At 71.6% G+C, this 21,591-nt stretch carries 19 protein-coding genes and 1 tRNA gene; 8 read left to right on the top strand and 12 right to left on the bottom strand.

The window, feature by feature from the left end; all coding sequences use genetic code 11:
* Positions 1 to 5 precede the first annotated feature (5 nt).
* A complete protein-coding gene (locus ABD899_RS11800) occupies positions 6 to 1,394 on the bottom strand; it encodes a magnesium chelatase ATPase subunit I (protein ID WP_345206095.1) in 1,389 nt (462 codons plus the stop codon).
* 48 nt (positions 1,395 to 1,442) lie between these two features.
* A complete protein-coding gene (locus tag ABD899_RS11795; RefSeq protein ID WP_345206093.1) occupies positions 1,443 to 2,123 on the bottom strand; it encodes a hypothetical protein in 681 nt (226 codons plus the stop codon).
* 345 nt (positions 2,124 to 2,468) lie between these two features.
* Here ABD899_RS11795 and ABD899_RS11790 point away from each other — a divergent pair, with 345 nt between their 5' ends.
* The gene (locus ABD899_RS11790) at positions 2,469 to 3,368 is read left to right on the top strand and encodes an SDR family oxidoreductase (protein ID WP_345206090.1); all 900 of its coding nucleotides are present in this window, start codon (positions 2,469 to 2,471) and stop codon (positions 3,366 to 3,368) included.
* Positions 3,369 to 3,401: 33 nt separating this feature from the next.
* On the opposite strand, the gene ABD899_RS11785 is transcribed toward ABD899_RS11790, so the two are convergent.
* Complete coding sequence (locus tag ABD899_RS11785) at positions 3,402 to 4,904, bottom strand: multicopper oxidase family protein (RefSeq protein WP_345206087.1); 1,503 nt, start codon at positions 4,902 to 4,904, stop codon at positions 3,402 to 3,404.
* Positions 4,894 to 5,121: an SHOCT domain-containing protein gene (locus ABD899_RS11780; protein ID WP_345206085.1), complete on the bottom strand. Its 228-nt coding sequence runs from the start codon at positions 5,119 to 5,121 to the stop codon at positions 4,894 to 4,896. The genes ABD899_RS11785 and ABD899_RS11780 overlap by 11 nt, the downstream gene beginning before the upstream one ends.
* A 143-nt stretch (positions 5,122 to 5,264) precedes the next feature.
* Between ABD899_RS11780 and ABD899_RS11775 the strand changes: the two genes are divergently transcribed.
* A complete protein-coding gene (locus tag ABD899_RS11775; RefSeq protein ID WP_345206082.1) occupies positions 5,265 to 7,064 on the top strand; it encodes a GAF domain-containing SpoIIE family protein phosphatase in 1,800 nt (599 codons plus the stop codon).
* Positions 7,065 to 7,215: 151 nt separating this feature from the next.
* Here ABD899_RS11775 and ABD899_RS11770 read toward each other — a convergent pair whose 3' ends face one another.
* From ABD899_RS11770 to ABD899_RS11760, 3 genes are all read right to left on the bottom strand, one after another.
* Complete coding sequence (locus ABD899_RS11770) at positions 7,216 to 7,557, bottom strand: ATP-binding cassette domain-containing protein (protein ID WP_345206079.1); 342 nt, start codon at positions 7,555 to 7,557, stop codon at positions 7,216 to 7,218.
* 44 nt (positions 7,558 to 7,601) lie between these two features.
* On the bottom strand, positions 7,602 to 9,770 hold the full coding sequence (locus ABD899_RS11765; protein ID WP_345206076.1) for an MMPL family transporter: 2,169 nt from the start codon (positions 9,768 to 9,770) through the stop codon (positions 7,602 to 7,604).
* Positions 9,771 to 9,867: 97 nt separating this feature from the next.
* Complete coding sequence (locus ABD899_RS11760; protein WP_345206073.1) at positions 9,868 to 10,905, bottom strand: NAD(P)-dependent alcohol dehydrogenase; 1,038 nt, start codon at positions 10,903 to 10,905, stop codon at positions 9,868 to 9,870.
* Between the two features lie 168 nt (positions 10,906 to 11,073).
* On the opposite strand from ABD899_RS11760, the gene ABD899_RS11755 reads away from it, so the two are divergent.
* From ABD899_RS11755 to ABD899_RS11745, 3 genes are all read left to right on the top strand, one after another.
* Entirely contained in the window at positions 11,074 to 11,742 is a 669-nt protein-coding gene (locus ABD899_RS11755; RefSeq protein ID WP_345206070.1) for a response regulator, read from the top strand.
* A gap of 99 nt (positions 11,743 to 11,841) precedes the next feature.
* Positions 11,842 to 13,215, top strand: coding sequence for a GAF domain-containing sensor histidine kinase (locus ABD899_RS11750; protein WP_345206068.1), 1,374 nt, complete (start codon positions 11,842 to 11,844; stop codon positions 13,213 to 13,215).
* Positions 13,216 to 13,700: 485 nt separating this feature from the next.
* Entirely contained in the window at positions 13,701 to 15,296 is a 1,596-nt protein-coding gene (locus tag ABD899_RS11745; RefSeq protein ID WP_345206066.1) for a sensor histidine kinase, read from the top strand.
* Here ABD899_RS11745 and ABD899_RS11740 read toward each other — a convergent pair.
* Positions 15,285 to 15,656 carry a response regulator gene (locus ABD899_RS11740; protein ID WP_345206064.1) on the bottom strand — a complete coding sequence of 124 codons (372 nt, stop codon included), beginning with the start codon at positions 15,654 to 15,656 and terminating at the stop codon, positions 15,285 to 15,287. The two genes, ABD899_RS11745 and ABD899_RS11740, sit on opposite strands and share 12 nt — an antisense overlap.
* A gap of 306 nt (positions 15,657 to 15,962) precedes the next feature.
* Positions 15,963 to 16,457 carry a YajQ family cyclic di-GMP-binding protein gene (locus ABD899_RS11735; RefSeq protein WP_345206062.1) on the bottom strand — a complete coding sequence of 165 codons (495 nt, stop codon included), beginning with the start codon at positions 16,455 to 16,457 and terminating at the stop codon, positions 15,963 to 15,965.
* A gap of 60 nt (positions 16,458 to 16,517) precedes the next feature.
* Between ABD899_RS11735 and ABD899_RS11730 the strand changes: the two genes are divergently transcribed.
* Positions 16,518 to 16,598 (top strand) — tRNA-Tyr (locus ABD899_RS11730).
* 438 nt (positions 16,599 to 17,036) lie between these two features.
* Here the strand turns inward: ABD899_RS11730 and ABD899_RS11725 are convergent.
* Genes ABD899_RS11725 through ABD899_RS11715 form a run of 3 tightly spaced genes read right to left on the bottom strand, consistent with a single transcriptional unit; the run spans position 17,037 to position 19,923 of the window.
* The gene (locus ABD899_RS11725; RefSeq protein WP_345206060.1) at positions 17,037 to 17,669 is read right to left on the bottom strand and encodes a response regulator; all 633 of its coding nucleotides are present in this window, start codon (positions 17,667 to 17,669) and stop codon (positions 17,037 to 17,039) included.
* Positions 17,666 to 19,513 (bottom strand): sensor histidine kinase, encoded by a 1,848-nt coding sequence (locus ABD899_RS11720; protein WP_345206057.1) that lies wholly within the window; start codon positions 19,511 to 19,513, stop codon positions 17,666 to 17,668. Before ABD899_RS11720 ends, ABD899_RS11725 begins: the two co-directional genes overlap by 4 nt.
* A gap of 20 nt (positions 19,514 to 19,533) precedes the next feature.
* Entirely contained in the window at positions 19,534 to 19,923 is a 390-nt protein-coding gene (locus ABD899_RS11715; protein ID WP_345206055.1) for a hypothetical protein, read from the bottom strand.
* 337 nt (positions 19,924 to 20,260) lie between these two features.
* Here ABD899_RS11715 and ABD899_RS11710 point away from each other — a divergent pair, with 337 nt between their 5' ends.
* Together ABD899_RS11710 and ABD899_RS11705 are read left to right on the top strand one after the other, a co-directional pair.
* Positions 20,261 to 20,821 carry a GrpB family protein gene (locus ABD899_RS11710; protein ID WP_345206053.1) on the top strand — a complete coding sequence of 187 codons (561 nt, stop codon included), beginning with the start codon at positions 20,261 to 20,263 and terminating at the stop codon, positions 20,819 to 20,821.
* 93 nt (positions 20,822 to 20,914) lie between these two features.
* Positions 20,915 to 21,406, top strand: coding sequence for a SixA phosphatase family protein (locus ABD899_RS11705; protein WP_345206050.1), 492 nt, complete (start codon positions 20,915 to 20,917; stop codon positions 21,404 to 21,406).
* Positions 21,407 to 21,591 lie beyond the last annotated feature (185 nt).

The following is a 21,591-nucleotide window of genomic DNA, read 5'->3' as shown; positions in this document are numbered from 1 at the left end:
CGTCCTCATCCGTAGACCGTCGCGCCGTCGGCGCTGTCCTTGGCGATCCGGCGGGCGAGGTAGAGGCCCTCGAGCGCGAGCTCGACCGCGCTCGCCCGCTCACCGTCGGTCCGGGCGCCGAGCCGGTCGCACACCGCGTCGTAGACCTCGGACTCGCCGAGCACGGGGAGCCCCTCGAGGAACTCGCGGGCGCCGACCCGCTCCCCGGTCGTCACGAGGGCGCCGTCCTGGATCGCCTCGACGAGCAGCGCGAGGTCGATGCCGCCGAGCAGGTGGCGGCAGGTCTCGGCGGTCGAGGTGCGCAGGAGGTGGGCGAGGACCTCGCGCTCGCGGCCCTCCTCGCCCGACTCGAACTCGACCTTGCCGCGCAGGACGTCGAGGGCGGCGTCGAGGTCGACGACCCGGGCGACCGGGTCGTCCTCGCCGACGACCGTCGCCCGGTGCAGGGCGGCGGCGGCGACCGTCTCGGCCGCGGCGATGGCGAAGCGTGCCGACACCCCGGAGCGCTGGTCGACCGCGGGCGAGGCGCGCAGCGCGCGCGTGAAGCGGGCGATGACCTCGAGCAGCGCGTCCGGCACGGTGGCGACGAGGTGGGCCTCCTGCCGGATGACGGCCACCTCGTCGGCGAGCTCGCGCGGGTAGTGGGTGCGGATCTCGGCGCCGAAGCGGTCCTTGAGCGGGGTGATGATCCGGCCGCGGTTCGTGTAGTCCTCGGGGTTGGCGCTCGCGACGACGAGCACGTCGAGCGGCAGCCGGAGGACGTACCCGCGGATCTGGATGTCGCGCTCCTCCATGACGTTGAGCATCGCGACCTGGATGCGCTCGGCGAGGTCGGGCAGCTCGTTGATCGCGACGATGCCCCGGTGGCTGCGGGGGATGAGCCCGAAGTGGATCGTCTCGGGGTCACCGAGCCGGCGACCCTCGGCGACGCGCATCGGGTCGACGTCGCCGATGAGGTCGGCGACGCTCGTGTCCGGGGTCGCGAGCTTCTCCGCGTACCGCTCGTCGCGGTGGCGCCACTCCACGGGCAGGTCGTCTCCGAGCTCGGCGGCCCGGCGCCGCGACTCGGCGGTGACCGGCTCGAACGGGTGCTCGCCGAGCTCGGACCCCGCGATGACCGGCGACCACTCGTCGAGCAGCCCGACGAGGCTGCGCAGCAGGCGGGTCTTGCCCTGGCCGCGCTCGCCGAGGAGCACGACGTCGTGCCCGGCGAGCAGGGCCCGCTCGAGCTGGGGGATGACGCTCTGGCCGAAGCCGTGCAGCCCGGGCCACGGGTCGCGCCCGCCGGCTAGGGCGGCGAGCAGGTTGGCGCGGATCTCGGCGCGCACGCTGCGCGCCTCGTGGCCGGTGGCACGCAGCGCGCCGACGGTGGTCGCAGCGGGGCGGTCGCTCATCGCCTCACGCTACCCCCGTCGGCGGCGTGACGGACCGTTCGTCGAGGGTCAGCTGGGTGGCGCCGGCGTCGCCGGCGTCGCCGGTGTCGCCGGGGTGGCGAGACCGGCAGCGATGTCGGCCCCGAGGGCGACGGCCGCCGCGGAGACACCGAAGAGCAACGAGAACTCGAGCATCTCCGCCGGTGCCTCACCCGGGTGCAGCGCCGCCCACCACAGCGTGCCGCCGAGCGTGGCGAGGGCGACCGCGGTCGCGGCGATGCGCCCGATGTCGAGCCCGACGTGCCGGTGCTCGCGCACGAGGTCCCGGACCGCGTCGGTGTCGAGCCAGGCGAGCAGCGCGACGACCGCGGAGCCGGAGACGACGAGGGCGACGACGCCCATCGACACGGCATCCCCGGTCACCCAGTTCACCGCGAGGGCGACGAGCGCCACGCTCCACATGACCGCCATGACGGCGATGCCGCTCGTGAGCGCCCCGACCGTCGCGCCGAGGGCGGTCGTGCGGGTCGCCCTGCGACCGTGCAGCCGCCAGGCCACCCAGGGGCAGACGAGCACCGCCGCGGCCATGAGGGCGATGGATGCCGGCTCGTACCACCCGGTGTCGGTCACCAGTTCGGAGACCAGGGTGATCAGGGCGAGGGCGGCACCGCCGAAGGCGGCGGCGAAGAGGAGGGCGTCGGCCAGCAGGGTGCGGCGCTCTCGGGACAGGAACCGTGTCGGTGTCGACATCGTCATCACTCCTTCGGGAGCGTGTCCGTGCACCTCAAGGCTACGCCGGGCGCCCTCGGGAGGGGCCTCCTCGGTGACCCACGGGACAGCGTTCGCGCTGACCTTCTGCGGCGCGTCCACGAACAGGCAGTCGGGCGGCTGGACGTGGCTGGTCGAGCGTGCCGCGCGACGCGGGCGGGTGCACTGCCTGTCCGTCGGCGCGCTGTGCTCGACGGCCGGCTGCTCCGTTCGTCACCTCCCGACGCGTCGGACCGTCGGCGGCCATAGCGTGGGAGGGCACCGCGAGGAGCCTGACCATGGGCACCGTGGCCACTCCCGGGCGGGGGAATGGAGCACGAGATGTCGATGTCACCCACCCGAGTCCTCATCGCCGGCGGCACCGGATGCCTCGGGAGCGTCGTCGCGAACGGGCTGCACCGACGAGGGGTTGGGGTCCGTGTCCTCAGCCGCGGGCTGGCGCCGGATCCCGGCACGATCGACCCCGACGTGGAGGTCGTGCGCGCCGACGTCCGCGAACCGGCCAGCCTCGGCTCGCCGATGGAGGGCGTCGACGTCGTCGTGTGCGCGGTGCAGGGATTCATGGGGCCCGGGGGAGTCACCCCGCAGTCGGTCGACCGCGACGGCAACATCCACCTCATCGAGGCCGCCGAACGGGTCGGGGCGGACATCGTGCTCGTCTCCGTCGTCGGGGCCTCGCCCGACAGCCCGATGGAGCTCATGCGAGCCAAGTACGCCGCCGAGGAGCGGCTGCGATCGAGTCGGCCCGCCTGGACGATCCTGCGACCGGAGGCCTACACCGAGACCTGGGCCCGGCTCATCGAGAGCACTGCCGGCTCGTCGCACCGCCCCCTGGTGTTCGGTCGCGGGGACAACCCGATCACCTGGGTCAGCGTCGCCGACGTGGCGGCCCTGGTGGAGCGTGCCGTCGTCGACGACACGTTGCGCGGGCGGGTCCTCGAGATCTGCGGTCCGGAGGCGGTGACCTTGACGGGCCTGGCGGAGATGATCATGGCCCAGCACGGCTGGAGCGGACGTCCGCGGCACGTCCCGCGCCCCGTCCTGCACGTCATGGCGAACACGGTCGGCCTGCTGAAGCCCGACATGGCGCGGCAGGCCCGGGCAGCGCTGGCCATGGACGAGCTCCCCACCACGGACGACACCGAGCTGCGCACCGAGTTCCCCGAGCTGCCCCGCACGCCGGCGTCGCGCGTGGTCGCGGCACTCCAGGCGGATCGAGCCACGTGAGCCCCGGACCGCCTGCCGGTCGGTCGCCGCGGTTCAGGGCCTGGCCTCGATGACGCCCATCATCCCCAGGTCCTCGTGGTCGAGGACGTGGCAATGGTAGACGGTGCGCCCACCGAAGTCCGTGAACCGGACCCGGACCGTCACCTGTCCGCGGGCGGGTACGACGACGACGTCACGCCAGTCCGGGCGTCCCCCGGGGGCCGCGTCGGGGGCAGCAACCACCTGCATCGGCCACACGTGCAGATGGAAGGGATGGTCCATCGGCGAGGCATTGGCGATCGTCCACTCCTCGACCGTTCCGAGGGCCACGGACTGGTCGACGCGCTCGGGGTCGAACTCCTGGCCGTCGAAGCCGAACGACATCCCGCCACCGCCACCTCCCATGCCCATGCCCATGCCCATCGTGAAGGTGAGGGTGCGGCGAGCGTCTGGCACCTGGCCACGAAGGTCGGCGACCTCGGGCAGGATGCCGCTGCCGTGCGCGGGCGTGCTGCCCGCGTCGGCGGCAGCCGGAGACTCCGTCGCCGTGACGCGCACCGTGGCCAGCGTCGTCCCCACCGAGGTGAGCGATGCACCGCCGGCCATCATCCCCATGCGGCCCCGGTCGTGGTCGAGGGTTCGCAGGGCGAACGTACCGGTCCCGGTCGGTCGCACGAGCATGTCGGCGCGGTTGCCCGGCGCCAGGACGACGGCGGCCAGTTCGTCGGGCTCGTGCAGCGCCTGCCCGTCGTAGCCGAGAAACCCCCAGGCGTGCTCGTCCAGCACGAGCTCGAGGAACCTCGACGTGCAGGCGTTGACGACGCGCCAGCGTTCGGGAGATCCGGCGCTGAGGTCGATGCGCGGGCGCAGCTGACCGTTGACGAGCACGAGCTCGCCCTCTCGCCCCTGCATGACCTGCTGCCGGCTGACCGCTGCGACCTCTCCGTCGGTGGTCAGCGTGGTGTCACTGACCACCAGCACCCGCTCCCGGACCGCCCCGGGGTCCTTCGGGGCGGCGGCGACGACGAGGGCCCCGAACAGTCCGCCGAACACCTGGTCCGCGACGGTGCCGTGGTGGTGCGGGTGGTACCAGAACGTGCCGGTGGGGTGGCTGGCGGGGATGGCGTACTCGTAGCGCGCGCTCTGTCCGGGTTCGACCATGCGGAAGACGTCGTCGCTCTCACCCTCCGGGGACACGTGGAGTCCGTGGGTGTGCAGGTTCGTGGTGTCGTGGAGGTTGTTCGTCAGGGTCAGCCGCAGCACGTCCCCAGGGGCCACCCGGAGGGTCGGCCCGGGGCTCGTGCCGTTGTAGCCGAGGGCGCGGGTTCGCCGCCCGGCCAGCACGACGCCCCCGGTCGCCGTCAGACCCACCTCGAGGAGCCCGCCTCGGCTGGTGAGGACCTGAGGTTCGCGCAGGGGTCGGCCCGCCTGCGGGTCGAGGCCGGTGAGCCTCGGCGCGACGAGCGACCTCCACGTCCCCACCCCTCCGACGACCGCCGAGGCCGCACCGAGGGCAGCGACCTGCAGGGCGCGGCGACGCCTGATCTCAGTGCTCATCCAGGACGCGCATCCGTTCGCGGTACTCCTGCTCGGTGATCTCTCCGCGAGCGAAGCGCTCCCGCAGGATCTGTCGCGCCGGCTCGTCCCTGCTCGGTGCACGGCTCCCACTGCCGGTCGTGGTGGCCCGCGACAGCCCCCAGACGAGGACGGCGACCCCGGCGACGAGCAGCACGGGCCAGACCCACACGAACCCCATCGACAACCCGTCCATCATGGCGACCACCCTCGTCGGCATCCTACCCCCAGGGGTATGACTGTCTGCCGGTCCCGGCATCCATGACCGTGGCAGGGCGGGCGGTCCCGGGATGACCGAGCCGGGGCACAGACATCGGAGCGCTGACCTGCGAGCATGGGTGGGTGGAGCAGCCCGGGACGGCGCGTGTCAGGAAGCGCTCCACCGCGCGTCGTGCCCGGGAGAGCGTGACCCGCCTGGCTCGGGTGACCTACGAGCTGTCGGGGGCGGACACCGTCGACACCGTGACGAAGATCGTCACCCACCACATCGCGGATGCCGTCCGCGCCTCGATCGCGGCGCTCGCGATCCGCGAGGGCGAGCTCGTGCGGCTCGTCGGGCTGCGCGGCCTGCCCGTCGAGGAGGCGCAGCGGTGGGAGACGTTCCCGCTGGTGCTGGAGACCCCCGCCACCGACGTCATCCGCTCCGGTCGGACCCTCGTCCTGGCAGGGGCCGCGGCCATCGCCGAGCGCTACCCCGACCGTCCGGAGATGGACCGCGGGGAGCGCACCCTGGTCGCGCTGCCCCTTCGGGTGGCGGGGGTCGTGACCGGCTCGATCGCGATGTCCATCCCCGGACCCGACGGCATCCACCCGACGGAGGTGGAGCTGCTCGAGATCATGGCCGACACCTGCGCCCAGGCGCTGGAGCGCATCGAGGCCTCGGCCGTGGCGCGCCAGCAGACGGCACGGCTGGCCTTCCTCGCCGAGGCCTCGATCACGCTCGCCAGCAGCCTCGACCTCGACGTGACCATCGCGAGGGTGACCCGCCTGGTCGTACCGACCTTCGCGGACTGGTGCGCCATCGACGTCGTGCGTGACGGCGCCCTGCGTCGGCTGGCGGTCGCCCACGTCGACCCGGAGAAGGTCGAGCTGGCGTGGGCGCTGCACGAGCGGTGGCCGGCCGAGCCCTCTTCGCTCACCGGGCCGTGGGCCGTGGTGCGAAGCGGCCGGGCCGAGCTGGTCCGCGAGATCACCGACGACGTGCTGGCGGCGGGGGCGCTCGACGACGAGCAGCTGCGCATGGCGCGCGAGCTGCACCTGCGCAGTGCGCTGCTCGTGCCCCTCGTCGTGCGGGGGCGGGTCATCGGGGTGCTCACCTGGGTGTCGACCGACGACGAGCGCCTCTACGGCGACGACGACCTGCGCTTCGCGGAGCACCTGGCCCGGCGCGCCGCGACCGCCATCGACAACTCGGAGCTGCACAGCCAGACCCGGGATGCCGCGCAGCAGCTGCAGCGGGCGGTGCACCCCGAGGTCGTCGTCCCCTCGCCGGGATGGGCCGTGGCATGCCACTACGAGCCCTCGGGTCGCACCGAGGTCGGGGGCGACTTCTATGACGGGTTCGCCATCGGCGGTGGGCGCTACGTCGTGGTCATGGGCGACGTCATGGGGCGTGGCGTGGCCGCAGCGGCCGCGATGGCGCAGATCCGGGCAGCAACCAGGGCGTTCGCGTCCGTCGACCCTGAACCGGCATCCGTGGTCAGCCGCCTCGACCACATGGCGGTGAGCTACGGCGCCGAGCAGCTGGTCACCATGGTCTACGGCGTGGCCGACACGGCCACGGGCGCGCTGGCGCTGACCAATGCCGGACATCCGCCGCCGCTCGTCGCGCACCACGACGGCACGGTCCACCAGCTGCCGTTCGCCGACGGGCCGCCGGTCGGCCTGCCCCAGGCCCCGCGGCGCCAGACCGTGGTCCCGCTGGCGATGGGCGACACCCTCCTCATGTTCACCGACGGCCTCATCGAGCGCCGCGGCGAGAGCATCGACGACGGACTCGCCCGGCTCGCCCAGGCGCTGCCGGCGCTGGACGACCCCGCGCTGGATGCCGGGCTGCTGCGCGTCGTCGACGCGATGCGGGACGACACCTACGACGACGACGTCGCCGCCCTCGCGCTGCGCCGCCTGCCGCCGACCACCTGAGCCCGACCAGGGTCCGCGTCGCGCCGACCGGCAGGGCGACGTGGGATGCCGGCCGTCTGCCGGCATCCCACGGTCCCGGCTGACGGGGCGATGGTGATGGTTGGCGTCGGCGCCGCGGGGTAGGGGGGCGGCATGTCCACGGCTGTCCCCATCAGTCCGCCGCCGGTGTCGGGTCCTGGTGGTGACCAGCTGCCGACGAGATCGAGCATCTCTGCTCGACTCGGTCACGTGGCAGCCCCATGAGGCGCTGGGCGAGGGTGAGGATCTCCCGGCCGGTGCGTCCGGCGTGTTGGGCGGAGGCGTCGAGGAGCACCCCGACCTCGGTGCCCGGGTTCGGCAGGTCGGCGAGCCGGCGCCCGGAGATGACAGGGGTTCCGGAGGTCGCACGGGTCAGTCCGACCAGGATCCGCATGGTGGTCGACCTGCCGGCTCCGTTGGGGCAGAGGAAGCCGGTCACCCGGCCGGATGCCGCGGTGAACGTCACGTCGTCCACGGCCAGGGTGTGACCGTACCTTCGCGTGAGTCCTTCGATGGAGATCATGCGTTGCCTCCGATCAGCGCCGGCTCCGGCGCGGCGTCGGCAGCGGGCGCCCTCGTCGTGGGCGGGACGGTGCCGTCGACGGTGAGGTGGGGGAGCAGCCGGTCCAGCCATGCGGGGAGCCACCAGTTGCGCTCTCCGAGAAGCTCCATCGTGGCGGGGACCAGCACCATCCGGATGACCGTGGCGTCGATGAGGATGGCGGCGGCCAGGCCCAAGCCGAACAGCTTGCTCAGGACCGCGTCGCCGAGGACGAACGAGAAGAAGACGGTGACCATGATCGCGGCGCTGGCGGTGATCACCCGGGCGGACTTCGCCAGGCCGTCCGCGACTGCCATCGCGTTGTCGCCGGTGCGGTCGTACTCCTCCTTGATGCGGGAGAGCAGGAACACCTCGTAGTCCATGGACAGGCCGAAGAGGATGGCGAAGATTCCGATGGGCAGCTGGATGGGCACGGGGGTGCCCTCCGGGATGCCCACGAGCCCTCCGAGCACTCCTCCGCCGACCGCCAGTGCGAGCACCCCGAACGCGGCGGCACTGGCGAGGAGGTTCATCAGCACGGCCTTGAGCGGCACGGCGACCGAGCGGAACACCATCATCAGCAGGACGAACGACATGAGCAGCACCCCGCCGAAGAACAGGGGGAGTCGCTCGGCAGCTCCGCGGGTGGTGTCGAGGTTGGCCGCGACCATGCCGCCGACGTCCACGCTGAGGCCGGTGCCGGTGATGGCGCCGGGGATGCTCTCGTCACGGAGCCTGTCGACCAGGTCGTCGGTGGCGGGGTCCTGGGCGGACGTGCTGGCGAAGAGGGTCAGCACCGCGGTGTCGGCGGCGGCGTTGACCACCGCGGGTTCGACCGATGCCACCCCCGCCGTGCTGCGGAGCGTCGCTCCGAGCGCGTCGGTCGCGGTCGTGAGGTCGGGCCCGGTGCGACCCTGCACGGTGAGCACCAGGGGGGCGGAGAAGCCGGGCCCGAACCCATCGGCGAGCAGTTCGTGGGCCTGGCGGGTGGTGGACGTCGCAGGGTCGTTCGTCGCGTCCGGCATGCCGAAGCGGATGCCGAGGAACGGAGCGGCCAGCGCGAGGAGCACCCCGAGCGCGCCGGTGGCGGCGATCCAGGGGCTTCGCTGGATGAACCGGCTCCACCGGTACCAGCGGGAGGCGTCGAGCGGTCGTGCGACCCTGCGGACGAACGGCACGTGGAGGCGTTCGATGCTGCGGCCGGTGAAGCCGAGGGTAGCGGGGAGCAGGGTGACCGATGCCGCCATGACGACGAGCACGGTGAGCACCACGGAGAACGCGAAGCCCGTCATCGACGCCTGTCCCATGAGCAGGATGCCGAGCATCGAGACGACGACGGTCAGCCCGGCGAACACCACTGCGCGACCTGCCGTGCCGATGGCGGTGCCGGTGGCCTCACGGGGTTCCTGCCCGTCGGCCAGGGCCCCGCGGAACCGGGTGACGATGAGCAGGGCGTAGTCGATGCCGACCCCGAGGCCGACCATCGCGGCCGTGGCGGGCGCCCAGTCCGGCACGTCGACCACCCTGCGCAGCACCTCACCGAGGGACATGGCGATGCCCAGCCCGAGGAGGGCTGTGACCAGCGGCAGCCCCATGGCGACGGCGGACCCGAAGGTGAAGAGCAGGATGACCGCTGCGGCGAGGAGCCCGATCGCCTCGGATCCGATGGGGGCGGTCTGCGACAGCGCTGCGACGGGTCCGGCGACCTCGACCTGCATGTCGTCGCCTGCGGCTGCCAGGACGGGTTCGACGAGGTCGGCAGCCTCCTCGGGTGTGAACTCGTTGACCGTCCTGTCCAGCGTGACGGTGGCGAAGGCCGTGGTGCCGTCAGCGGAGATCCGCCCGGCATCCGGGGCACTGTAGGGGCTGAGGACGTCCACGACGTGCTCGGCGCGGGCCACGGCGTCGAACACCCGTTCCGCCCGGGCCTGTATCGGCGGTGCTGTGACGCCATCTCGTGACTGGATGGCGATCTGGATGCTGTCACCGGCTCGCTCGGGGAACGAGGTGCGCAGCGTCTCCACCGCTTCCTGGGACTCCGAACTGGGCTGGAGGTAGTCCTGCCGGAACTCTCCGCCGACGGCGCCGGCCAGGAAGAAGGTGCCGATCAGGGCGGCAACCCAGCCGGCGACGACCAGACGGCGCATGCGATGGCACCAGTCAGCTACTCGGACCAACATGTCGACTCCTCGTGTTCGTGGTGGGCGGTGCCGCCGATGGTTCGGCGACGTCGGTCTCGCTGGATCAGATGGTGATGACGGTCTTGCCGCGGGCACGGCCCCCGATGACGTGGGCCACAGCGTCAGCGACCTCGCTCAGCGGGTACGTGCGGTCGATGACCGGCCTCAGCCGACCGGCCTCGACGAGGTCGCCCAGGACCCTGAGATCGGCTCCGTTCTCGGAGGCCACGAAGTTGCGCAGGTCCTGCCTGACGAAGGGGGAGAGAAGCAGGGCGCGAAGGGTGCGGTCGAACCCACCCAGGAGGCGCCCGTCGGTCTCCCCGCCCACGATCACGAGCGTTCCGGTGGGGGTCAGGGCCCGACGGAGCCGGGTCAACGAGCTGTTGCCGCCGATGTCCAGGATCACGTCGTAGTGCGTCGACCCGCGGGCGAAGTCGGTGCTGGTGTGGTCGATCACGTGGTCGGCACCGAGGCTGCGGACCAGGCCGGTCTTGGCCGTGCTGCACACTCCGGTCACCTGCGCCCCGAAGGCCTTCGCGATCTGGACGGCGAAGGTGCCGACACCGCCCGAGGCGCCCACGACCAGGACGTGGTCACCAGCCTGCACCCGCCCGTGGTCGCGCACCGCCTGCAGGGCGGTGACGCCGGAGACCGGCATGCTTGCGGCCTGTTCGGGGGAGAGGCCTGAGGGGGCCGGTGACAGCTTGTCCGGCCGAGCGGTGACGTACTCCGCGAACGCCCCGTCGCACGTCCCGAACACCTCGTCGCCCACCTGGAACGAGCTCACGTCGGGACCGGTGGCCGTCACCGTGCCCGCGAGGCATCGGCCGGGGTTGAGGTGTTTGGGGTTCCGGACACCGAAGCCGGCCAGCCGGATGGGGTAGGGCAGGCCGGCCATGATGTGCCAGGTCCCGCGGTCGACGCTGGAGGCCCGAACTCGCACGAGGACGCTGTCGTCCTCGGGTGTGGGCCGACTGACCGTCGTGCACCGCAGGACGTCCTCGGCCACCGTTCCGTAGCCCGTGTGCAGGATCGCCCGCATCATCGTGCCTTCGCTGCCGGCCGGGGTCAGTGCGCCGGTGGGTGTGTGTGTGCTCGTCATCAGGGATTCCTCGCCTCGTGGCACCGGGTGCCGTTCTCGCTGACCACCTCTCGTGGTCGTGACGTCGACGCTACGAACAGGCCGGGCGGGTGACGATGGGGCTGGCAGCACGGCTGGAGGGGGTTCGGCACGGTGTCGGTGGGGGCCAGCCCCCGTACAGTCGTGCGCATGCCGCTTCGCGTGGTCTTCGCCGACGACAACTTCCTGATGCGCGAGGGGATGACGGCGTTGCTGGCCGAGGTCGACGGCATCGACCTCGTGGGCACGGCCACGGATGCGGCCACCCTCCTCGCGCTGGTCGACGAGCTGGCCCCTGACGCCGTGCTCACGGACATCCGGATGCCTCCGACCCACACGAAGGAAGGCATCGACGCGGCCCGGCTCATCCGCTCGCGTCATCCGCAGGTCGGAGTCGTCGTGCTGTCCCAGTACGTCGAGGAGGACTACGCCTTCGAGCTGCTCGCCGACGGCGTCGCGGGACGGGGATACCTGCTCAAGGAGCGTGTCACCGACCTCGCAGAGCTGGGCAGGGCGCTGCGAGAGGTGGCTGGGGGCGGGTCCGTGCTGGACCCGCTGGTGGTCGAGGCCCTGCTCGCCCGCAGGGCCGCGGAAACCCCACTTCTCGGCCTGACCGACCGTGAGCGCGAGGTCCTGCGCGAGATGGCCACGGGCCGCAACAACGCCGCCATCGCCACGACGCTGTTCATGAGTGACCGCGCGGTCGAGAAGCACATCGGGTCGGTGTTCCAGAAGCTGGGCCTGGTCGACGAGCATGCGGTCAACCGGCGAGTCAGCGCAGTCCTCGCCTACCTGGAGGCGAGCGGCTCGGCTCGGTGAGCCCCGATGCGGGCGCTCGGAGCGGGGTGGGGCCAGCCCCACCCCCCGGGTTCGGCTCGGCCCCTACCCATCTCCCGCGATGGGGAACACACTCGCAGCATGAGCAAACGTCCCGGGCGGCTCGTCCTGCACCGCGGTTGGCGGGGGCGGCTGGCGGTGACGTTCGGGCTCCTGGGGTTCGTGGCCACCGTCTACACGGTCGTCGTCCTCGGTGGGGGTGCTCTGCTCGGGGTCGCCGACTCACCGAGCCTGCCCCTGTCCATCCTCGCCACGGTGGTCGTGGCCCTGTCGTTCGCGCGGGTGCAGTCCGCTCTGGAGCGGGTGGCCGCGACGCTGGGGCTGGGCGGTGCACAGACGCCGTACGACGTGCTGAGCCAGTTCTCGGAGACGGTGACGGGCAGTCCTTCCACGGCTGAGATGACGGAGCGCATGGCGAAGGTCCTGGCCGAGGGGACAGGGGCGCTGTGGGCGCAGGTCTGGCTGGTCGTCGACGACGCGCTCGTGCTGGGGGCGGCCTGGCCCCAAGGGGTGGCCCGGGACCTCGGCGCGCCCTCCCTGCCGCCCGGGGTGGGGACGGCATCCGCCAGTGGGCAACGAACGCTCGCGGTCCGGCACGGGGCGGAGATCCTCGGGGTCCTGCGGCTGCAGGAACGCCCCGGGCAGGCGCTGACCACGGTCGAGCAGCGGCTGTTCGAAGGGCTGGCCGCGCAGGCCGGGCTGGCGTTGCGACAGGCAGGGCTCCAGCGGGAGCTCGAGGTGCGTCATGACGAGCTGGTGGAGCAGGCCGGTGAGCTGCGGGCATCGCGCGAGCGGCTCATCAGGACCCAGGATGCCGAGCGGCGTCGCCTGGAGCGTGACATGCATGACGGTGCGCAGCAGCACCTCGTCGCCCTCGCGGTCAACCTACGGCTGGCACAGGCACTGGCCGGCCACTCCCCGGATCGCGCCGCTGAGGTTGTCGCCTCGCAGGCTGCCGCCGCCGTCGAGGCGATCAGCACGCTCTCCGCGATGTCTCGCGGCATCTATCCTCGGCTGCTCGCCGACGACGGGCTGGTTCCGGCGCTGCGCTCCGCCGTGGTGACCAGCTCGGTGCCGGTCACCCTGGGGGCGGGGGATCTCGGACGCCTGCCGACAGCGGTGGAGGCCGCACTCTACTTCTGCGCGCTCGAGGCGGTGCAGAACGCGACCAAGCACGCCGGCGCCGGCCGGGTGAGGGTGGACCTTGGCCAGGACACCGACGTCTGGTGGCTGCGGGTCCGTGACGACGGCATCGGCTTCGACCATGACGGCATCCGTGACACCGGGTCGGGCGGTGGGCTGCTCAACATGAGCGACCGGCTGAGTGCCGTCGGTGGGAGCGTGAGCGTGACCTCCGAGCGGGGGACGGGGACGACCGTGACAGCGGTGGTCGCCCGCGGGGCTCCACCACCTGCGCGCTGGTCGCGCACCGTCGCTTCCGGTGCAGTGACGTGAGGGCGCGCGTCGCGTGGGTCGTCGTGGCCCTGACCGCGGTGGCGATCGCCCTGGACACGGTGTTCACCGCCGCCCACCGTCCGTTGATGAGTGAGGCGACCTGGGCCGACCACGGCTGGCCGCTGGCCCCCTTGGCCAGTGCCGGGTGCGCGGTGATGGGGGCGCTCATCGTGTCGCGGCATCCCAGGCACCCCCTGGGCTGGCTGCTGTCCGTGGCGAGCCTCCTCTCCGTCACCCTGGCCGCAGAGGCGTACACCGGGTGGGTGATCGAGGGTGATGGTCCGGGGAGTACGGAGTGGGCGCAGCGAATCGGCTGGGCCGCACCGTTCCTCGGGTGGCCGGCATTCACGGCACTGGTCCTGGTGTTCCTCCTCGCCCCGGATGGCCGCCTGCCGTCGCCACGATGGCGCTGGGTCGTGTGGGGCACCGTGGCGGGCCTGGTGCTGCACACCCTCGGCTCGCTCATGACCCCTCCCGACGGGGTCGTGGACGGCAAGCAGGACGGCGGTAGCACGGCGGTCACGGCACTGCTGACCGTCGGGTACCTCCTCATCGCAGCAGGGCTGGTCGCCTCCGTAGCCTCGCTGGTGGTTCGCCTCAGGCGGTCGCACGACGACGTGCGTAGGCAGCTGCTGTGGATCGCCACCGCGGCGAGCATGTTGGCCGTCGGCGTCGTCGTGATCCTGGCTGTCCCACGGCTGCAGGGCGAGGAGGGCACCTGGCTGGCAGCGCTTCCGCTGCGGCTGGCGCAGGTGGCGGTGCCGGTGTGCGTCGCGGTCGCGGTGCTCCGACACCGTCTCGTGCAGATCGATCTCGTCGTCAACCGTGCTCTCGTGCTGACCCTTGCGACGGCGGTCGTGGCTGCCGGATACGTCGGCGTCGTGGTCGCCGCGGGCCTCACGGTGACCGGGGGAGCGGCAGGCTTCTGGCCGTCGGTGGTGGCCACCGCGGTGGTCGCGGTGGCCTTCCAGCCACTGCGGAGAAGGATCGTGAGGATTGCCGACCGGCTGGCCTTCGGTGACGCGGCAGCACCGTATGAAGCCCTGGCCGACTTCAGTCGCCGGTTGGGTGAACGTCCCGACCCCGACGCTCTGCTCCCCGCGCTGGCGCAGGCCGCGGGAGGCGCGGTCAACGCGCACCACACGACCGTGCTTCTCCAGGTCGACCATGGACCCGATCGGGGCGCGCGCTGGGCACCCGCCCGAGCCGACGGCGATGGCCTCTCCACCGAGGTGCCGATCGTCCATCGTGGCCAGCACCTCGGCAGCCTCACCGTGGTGATGCCGGCCGGGCATCCCCTGCGGGCGCGGGAGCATCGCCTCCTCGCCGATCTGGCAGACCAGGCCGGCCTGGCGTTCCGCAACGCCCACCTGACCACGCAGCTGTCGGCGCAGGTCGAGGAGCTGCGGCGACACACGGTGCACCTCGCCGAGTCCCGGCAACGACTGATCACCGCTGGCGACGCGGAGCGCCGCCGACTCGAGCGCGCGATCTCTGCCCAGGTGCTCGTCCACCTCGTGCCGCTGCCGGGTCGGCTGCGGCAGCTGCCCGACGCCCCGCGAAACGGTGAGCCCCCACTCGCGGTCCGGCTCGCACCGCTGCTGCAGTCACTGACCGCCGCGCTCGAAGGGCTCAGGGAGATCACGCGCGGGATCTTTCCCGCGCAGCTCACCCGCTCCGGCCTCCCCTCAGCCGTGAGCTCCTTGCTCGCGCGGACCAGCACCCCTGGAACCCTGCACCTCGGGGACGATGTCGCCGGCCGTCGCTTCGAGCCGAGCATCGAGGCGGCGGCGTACTACTGCATCGCCGAAGCAGCACGCGAGCTCCGGCATCCCGTGGTCGTGCGGCTCGGCGTGGTCGATGGGTCGCTGCACGTGGGCCTCACCGGCAGCACCGGGAAACCCAGTCTGTCCGTGCCGCACATGCGAGACCGGGTGGAAGCGGTGGGCGGGGCCATCACCGTCCGGGCAGCTGAGGGAGACACCGCGGTCGACGTTCGCTTCCCCCTCACCACGCAGCCGGATGCCGTCGTGGCCGGCGTCGCTCCACCGCCGGGGTCGGGCGCTTTGTCAGCCCTGTGACCGGGACCAGCACTCCGCCAGCCGTTGCGGGCCGAATGCCGACTTGGTGACGTACTCGTGAGCGCCGGACTCCGCGAGGTACTGCTCGCCCGCGTCCTCGTCGTGAGTGGACAGCAGCACGACCACCGGCGGCGAGCTGCGTGCGCGCAACCGCCGCGTCGCCTCCAGCCCGTCGATCCCCGGCAGGTTCACATCCATGAGCACCAGGTCGGGGTTCACCTCGCTCGCCAGGACCAGCGACTCCTCGCCGGTGCGCGCCCGCCCCACCACGTCGAAGTTCGGTGTGGCACCGACGACGGCCACCAGTGCGCGCATGAAGGCCTCCTGGTCATCGACCAGCAACACCCGGACCTGGAACACCTGTCGACCCACCTCCAGCCCTGAGTGTGCCCCAGCGAGAGCCGTGGGCTGGAGGGGGCAGGCCGCACGCTGACAGGGGGCTACCACTCGACGTGGGCCACCGGTCGTCGGGACCCCCGACGTGGACGCGATACTCACCCAGGGGTTGGAGGTGGCGCCGTTGGTCTGCGGCCTGGGGAGGCGCAGTCCCCGGGCTCGCTCGTACACCCGGCCCCGACCTCAGACAGGCCCCGTCTGCGGACTTGGTGCGGACCCGGTGCGGACCGAGGGGGTCGACCAGGGCTCTGAACTGTGGTTTCAGGGCGGCTAACGGTAGTTGGTGAACTGCAGGGCGACGTCGAGGTCCTTGTCCTTGAGCAGCCGCTGCACGGCCTGGAGGTCGTCGCGCGACTTGCTCTGCACGCGGAGCTCGTCGCCCTGGATCTGGCTCTTGACGGACTTCGGCCCCTCGTCGCGGATGATCTTCGAGATCTTCTTGGCGTTCTCGGAGGAGATGCCCTCCTTGAGCGCGCAGTCGAGCTTGTACTCCTTGCCCGACAGGCGCGGCCCCGCCTCGGGGACCTCGAGGTGCTTGAGCGACACCCCCCGCTTGACGAGCCAGGTCTGCACGACGTCGAGGGCCGCCTTGCATCGCTCCTCGCTGTTCGCCTCGATCTTCACGACCTCGCCTGCGAGCTCGACTTTCGCGCCGACGTTCTTGAAGTCGTAGCGGTTCGCGATCTCCTTCGCCGCGGTGTTCACGGCGTTGGCGACCTCCTGCTTGTCGTACTTGCTGACGATGTCGAACGAGCTGTCCGCCACGGGTCCTCCTGGTCGATTCGGTCTGCCGGATGCGGCTTGCTATCCTTCCATGCGCACCACGGCAGGTTGCCCGAGCGGCCAATGGGAGCGGACTGTAAATCCGTCGCGAAAGCTTCGAAGGTTCGAATCCTTCACCTGCCACCCGTGCGAAGGGCCCCTTGAACTGCGGAAACGTAGATTCGAGGGGCCCTTCGACTGTGTCTCCTGCCAGATGCGTGTGAGATCGAGAGCCTGCGCAGAAGGTGCGGACCGTAAGGCCTTCGCTGGATGCCCCCTCGTCGCAACCCAAGCCGAGCGGATGCCGGGCGCGGTGGCGGAAGCGGGTTGTCGAGAACGACCGCTTTGACTCAGCCTCTGGTCTGCGTCATCGAGGCCCACACACCCGACGAGGGCTGCAGGCAAGAGATGAACAACGCTCCTCACCGAGTCGAGTCGATGGAACTGCAGTGCCCGCAAGTGGCCCCCAAGGGCGGGCTCATTTGCGTAGGGAAGAGGTGCAGACCGGCCTACGACCAGTGTCAGGTAGCCGCCAGAAGTCCGGCGCGTCGCCACGAGGGGAGCGTTCACGTTGGGAGGCCGTCAGGCGCCGACCCCGTGTTGGTGGGCGACGACGACCGCTGCGGCGCGGTCTCGGACACCGAGCTTGACCAGGATGTTTGAAATGTTGTTGCGCACGGTCTTCACGCTCAGTCCGAGCCGCCGGGCGATTTCGTCGGAGTTCTTCCCTCGCGCCATCGCCTCGAGGACGTCGAACTCGCGTTCGGTCAGCTGGGGGAAGGGCCGTCCGCGACGTGCCGCTGTCCGCAGGGCAATGTCGGCAAGGATCGTGTCGGAGAGGACGGAGGTTCCGGAGGCGACCGCGCTGATCGCGTCGGCGATCTCGTCCGGGGCAGCGGCCTTGAGAATGTAGCCGTTCGCGCCCGCCGCCAGGGCCTGGGCGACATAGTGCTCGTCGTCGAAGGAGCTGAGGACGAGGATCCTGGTCTCCGGGCAGGCGTGGTGGATTCCCGTGGTGGCTGCCACCCCATCGCCGTTCGGCATCCGCAGGTCGAGAACGGCCACATCGGGCAGATGCTCCTTGGCGAGGCGGACAGCGTCGGTGCCGTTCCCGGCGACGGCGACGACGTCGAACGCTGCCCGTCCATCCAACATCGCGCGCAGCCCGTCGCGGAAGAGCGGGTGGTCGTCGGCCAGCAGCACCCGGATGCTCATCGCGCGGCCTGCGTCGATGCCGGCAGGGGAAAGCGAGCCCGCACGATGGTCCCCCCTGCGTCGGCGGTCACGAGCTGCAGCTCGCCGCCCACCGCTTCGGTGCGTGCCGCCATCGAGGGCAGCCCCAGTCCCGGCCGCGGCGGCGACGGCAGACCCGTCCCGTCGTCGGCGACGTCGAGGTGCAGGTGCTGGCTGTCGGCGCTCAGACGCACGGTGCAGCGGCTGCCGTTGGCGTGCCGCGCGGCGTTGGCCATCGCCTCGACGGCCGTGCGGAAGACCGCGGCCTCGGTCTGCGGGGCCACGGCGGGCAGCTGGGTCGGCGCCTCGACGGTGATGGTGAAGGCGGCCGAGCGGTCCAGGGCTGCGGCCCGGTCTCGCAGCGCGTCCAGCAGGCCCCCTCGGGCGAGGTCGTCGGGATGCAGGCCCTCGAGGATGCCGCGCACGACCTTCGCGGTGCGCGCCGCCTCGGTATCGATGCGCGCCAAGAGCGCGTCGGCACCGGCAAGGTCGTCGTCAGCGAGCCGATCTCGGGCCGCTGTGGCGGTGAGGCGCAGCCCCGCCAGGGACGGACTCAGCTCGTCGTGCAGGTCATCGCGCAGTCGGGCTCTTTCGTCGTCCCGAATCTGCAGCACCCGGTCCCGAGCCTGCTGCAGTTCGCGGGTCAACAGCCCAGCAGCGACCGTGGCCGCGACGGGCGTCGCGAGGGCGTCGAGGGCAGCCAGGTCCAGCGGGACACCGTCGCGGTGCGGTGCCAGGACGATTCGCCCCACGATGGTGCCGGCGTGGGTCAGCGGCCGCGTCACCGGTGCTGCGCCGCCGTCGAGGTCGCCCCACGTGGCCAGCCGCTCCTCGCCACCGTGAAGGCTCATCACCACCGCCGCCCCGCGCAGCTCGAGCGCCTCGCCGACGGTCCGCGCGACCAGGGCCGGGACCTCATCGGCTGTCGGCGCCGACGAGAGCCGATCTGCCAGGTCGGCGACCCCGAGCCGGGTGCGCTCCCCGGCCAGCGGCACCCACCCCGCCGCCCGATGCGACAGGCTCACCCCCGCCGCCGTCCCCAAGGCGACCACGACGAACGCCGCCGCGGCCGCCCCGGGCGGGAACGGCATCCCACCGCTCCACGCCTCAATGGTCAACGCGACCGTCCCACCCAGCACGAGGCCGCCGGCGGCCACGAGGCCAACCCGCCACACCCACTCAACGACCCGGAGGCGGCGGCCACCCGGTTCGGCCAGGGCCGCGACGGCGACCGCGAGCGGCACGGCTGCGAACGCCAGCCCGGACGTGCTGCCCGCGACCGCGCTGAACGGCTCGGTGGACACGCCCATCGACTCCAACGCCAGCACCGGTGGCGCCAGGAACACGTTCGGAACGAGCAGGAAGGTCCCCGCCGCAAGGACCAAGCCGATCCGCGAGCGGCGCCCCCCGACAGAAACCCTCCACAGCCGGACAAGAGAGACCACGGCCGCCGCCGCGATCGGCACGAACGACACTGCCAGTACCCAGAGCACGACCCGCGCCACAGGTGGAGCGCTTCCATCCGGCCACAGCACCGAACCACCGACCACGCACCCCAGCGCCACCACCTGGTACCCCAGGACCCGGGCCCACCGGCGCCCCCGCGGGCCGTCCGGAAAGACGACCAGAAGCATCGACAACGGAAGGTGGCTGAGCGCCCACAGCGCATCCGTGACCCGCCCGTCGGGCTGGCTGACGCCCAGCACGCTGGACGCGGCCATCACCGCGATGACGAGGCTGACCGGATGCGTGGGCCGACGCACCAGCAGGGCCAGAGCCGCCGAGCACAGCGACATCGCCAGCCCCACGGCGACGACCTCCACCATGAGCCGAGGCTAGGGCGGGGTCAGGGCCGACGGAATAGGTCACGCACCGCGATCACCAGCGTGAGCATCGCGACGGGCCCCAAAGCCAGGAAGACCACGCCCACGTACAGCTCCTGAGAGCTCAGCCCGGACGACCACCCATTGGCCCGGCCCACGACGAACCACACGACCACAAGCGCCACCGCCAAGAGCCCGGAGATGACGGCGGCAGCCCTGCTCTGGCGATGTGCGAGGTGCGAGGCAACGACCAGCGGAACCCCCAGCACCCAGGCCATCGCCCAAGCACCCTCGACAGCCCAGGCGGTCAGCGTGACCACGGCAAGGGCCGCGCTCGAGACGACCAGGGGGAACGCCGGCGCAGCCGACCACGCGTTCGTACGTTCCCCGACAGGTGTGACAGACGTGGACATGTGACCCTCCCAAGGAGCAATTCGGAGGCTGAGTGCCTCCTGACCGCAGCACCATCGCCGACACCACAACCCGGGAGCCAGGGCCAGCGTCCCGAACGGCCAGGAAGGCCCTCGGGAACCTGCCGAGGACGTCCACGACCCAAACCGCTCGGCCGCTGAAGGACATCGCCCTCGGGGAGCGGCGGGTCAACGGTCCATGGCCGCGGGGGTGCCTCACTGCGCCGCGAGTCCTCTCAACTGCCACCGGGCGCCGAGATGCCTCCAACGGATCAACGTGGGTGTTCGCTGTCGCTCTTCACCGGGTGGGCGAGAATCCCTGGTGCAGATGGGAGGGGGCATGGATGACATTGATCCGGTCAGTGACGAGTACATGCAACAGGTGCGCCTGGAGCCCCTGATCCCGCACAACGGCACCATCACCTTGGTGGAGTCGGACCCGAACTGGCCGGTGCTGTTCGACCGGGAGGCCGTCCGCGTGCGCGGCGCACTGGGCCCGGCGGTGGTGCAGCTGGAGCACGTGGGGTCGACCTCCGTGCCGGGCCTGGTCGCCAAGCCGATCATCGACATCCTCCTGGTGGTCCGCGACTCGGCCGACGAGGCCAGCTACGTACCGGCCCTGGCTGCGGTCGGCTACCGGCTGGTGATCCGCGAGCCGGACTGGCTCGAGCACCGCCTGTTCAAGGGCCCCGACGCCGACATCAACATGCACGTCTTCAGCGCGGGCGAGGACGAGGTCGATCGCATGCTCCGCTTCCGTGACTGGCTACGAACCGACGCGGGTGACCGGGAGCTGTACGCCCGCACCAAACGGCGACTGGCGCAACAGCAGTGGAGGCACGTCCAGCATTACGCCCAGGCCAAGTCCGAGGTGGTGGAACAGATCCTCCAACGTGCTTGAGTCTGTTCCGTCATGCTCACACCGGACGAGGGCTCGGCCTGTTCAGGTCTCGTCGCGACTGCAGGCACCCTCTCGTGGGAGCACACTGGGCTGGTGGCCGAGCACACGCTGATCCTCCTCAGACACGCCAAGTCGGACTGGTCGGGCCACGAGGGTGACCACGACCGCCCGCTCGCCAAGCGAGGGAGGCGCCAGGCCCCCGACGCCGGCCGGTGGCTGGCTGCCAACATCGACGCGATCGACCTGGCCGTCGTGTCCACCGCGAAACGCGCCCGGACCACCTGGGCTCTGGTGTCGGACGAACTCGAACAGCCACCCAAGACTCGACACGACGACGACGCTTACGCGGCCTCCGGTGGTGAGCTACTCGACATCGTCCGACACCTCGATGAGGCACTGAGAACGGTCGTGCTCGTTGGCCACAATCCCGGGATCGAGGATTTCGCCGAGACCCTCACCGGCGACCGAGTCCCCATGCCGACCTCGGCACTCGCGGTCATCGAGCTCACGAGCACGTGGGATGCCGCTGGTCGCGTTCGCGGACGGCTGCGCGCCGCCGGACGCCCACCGACCTCGGCGGAATAGGCCGGATCGCGAACACGACTCGCGCGACCCAAGTGGTGCACGCAGTGCACCAGCGTGGCGCATGGCATGTCCACCCGCGTCAGAGCGCCGCGTTTCGGCTTGCCAACCATGCCCATCGCGACCGAAGCGGCGTGAGTGTGGCTGCGGCTGCGTGTGAGTTGATCCTCGTCAAGGACGAGTCAGCT

The sequence above is a fragment of the Fodinibacter luteus genome, assembly GCF_039541575.1.
GTDB lineage: Bacteria > Actinomycetota > Actinomycetes > Actinomycetales > Dermatophilaceae > Fodinibacter > Fodinibacter luteus.
The sequence above is the reverse complement of the archived record's forward strand: the minus strand, read 5'-3'. Positions and strand labels throughout refer to the sequence as shown.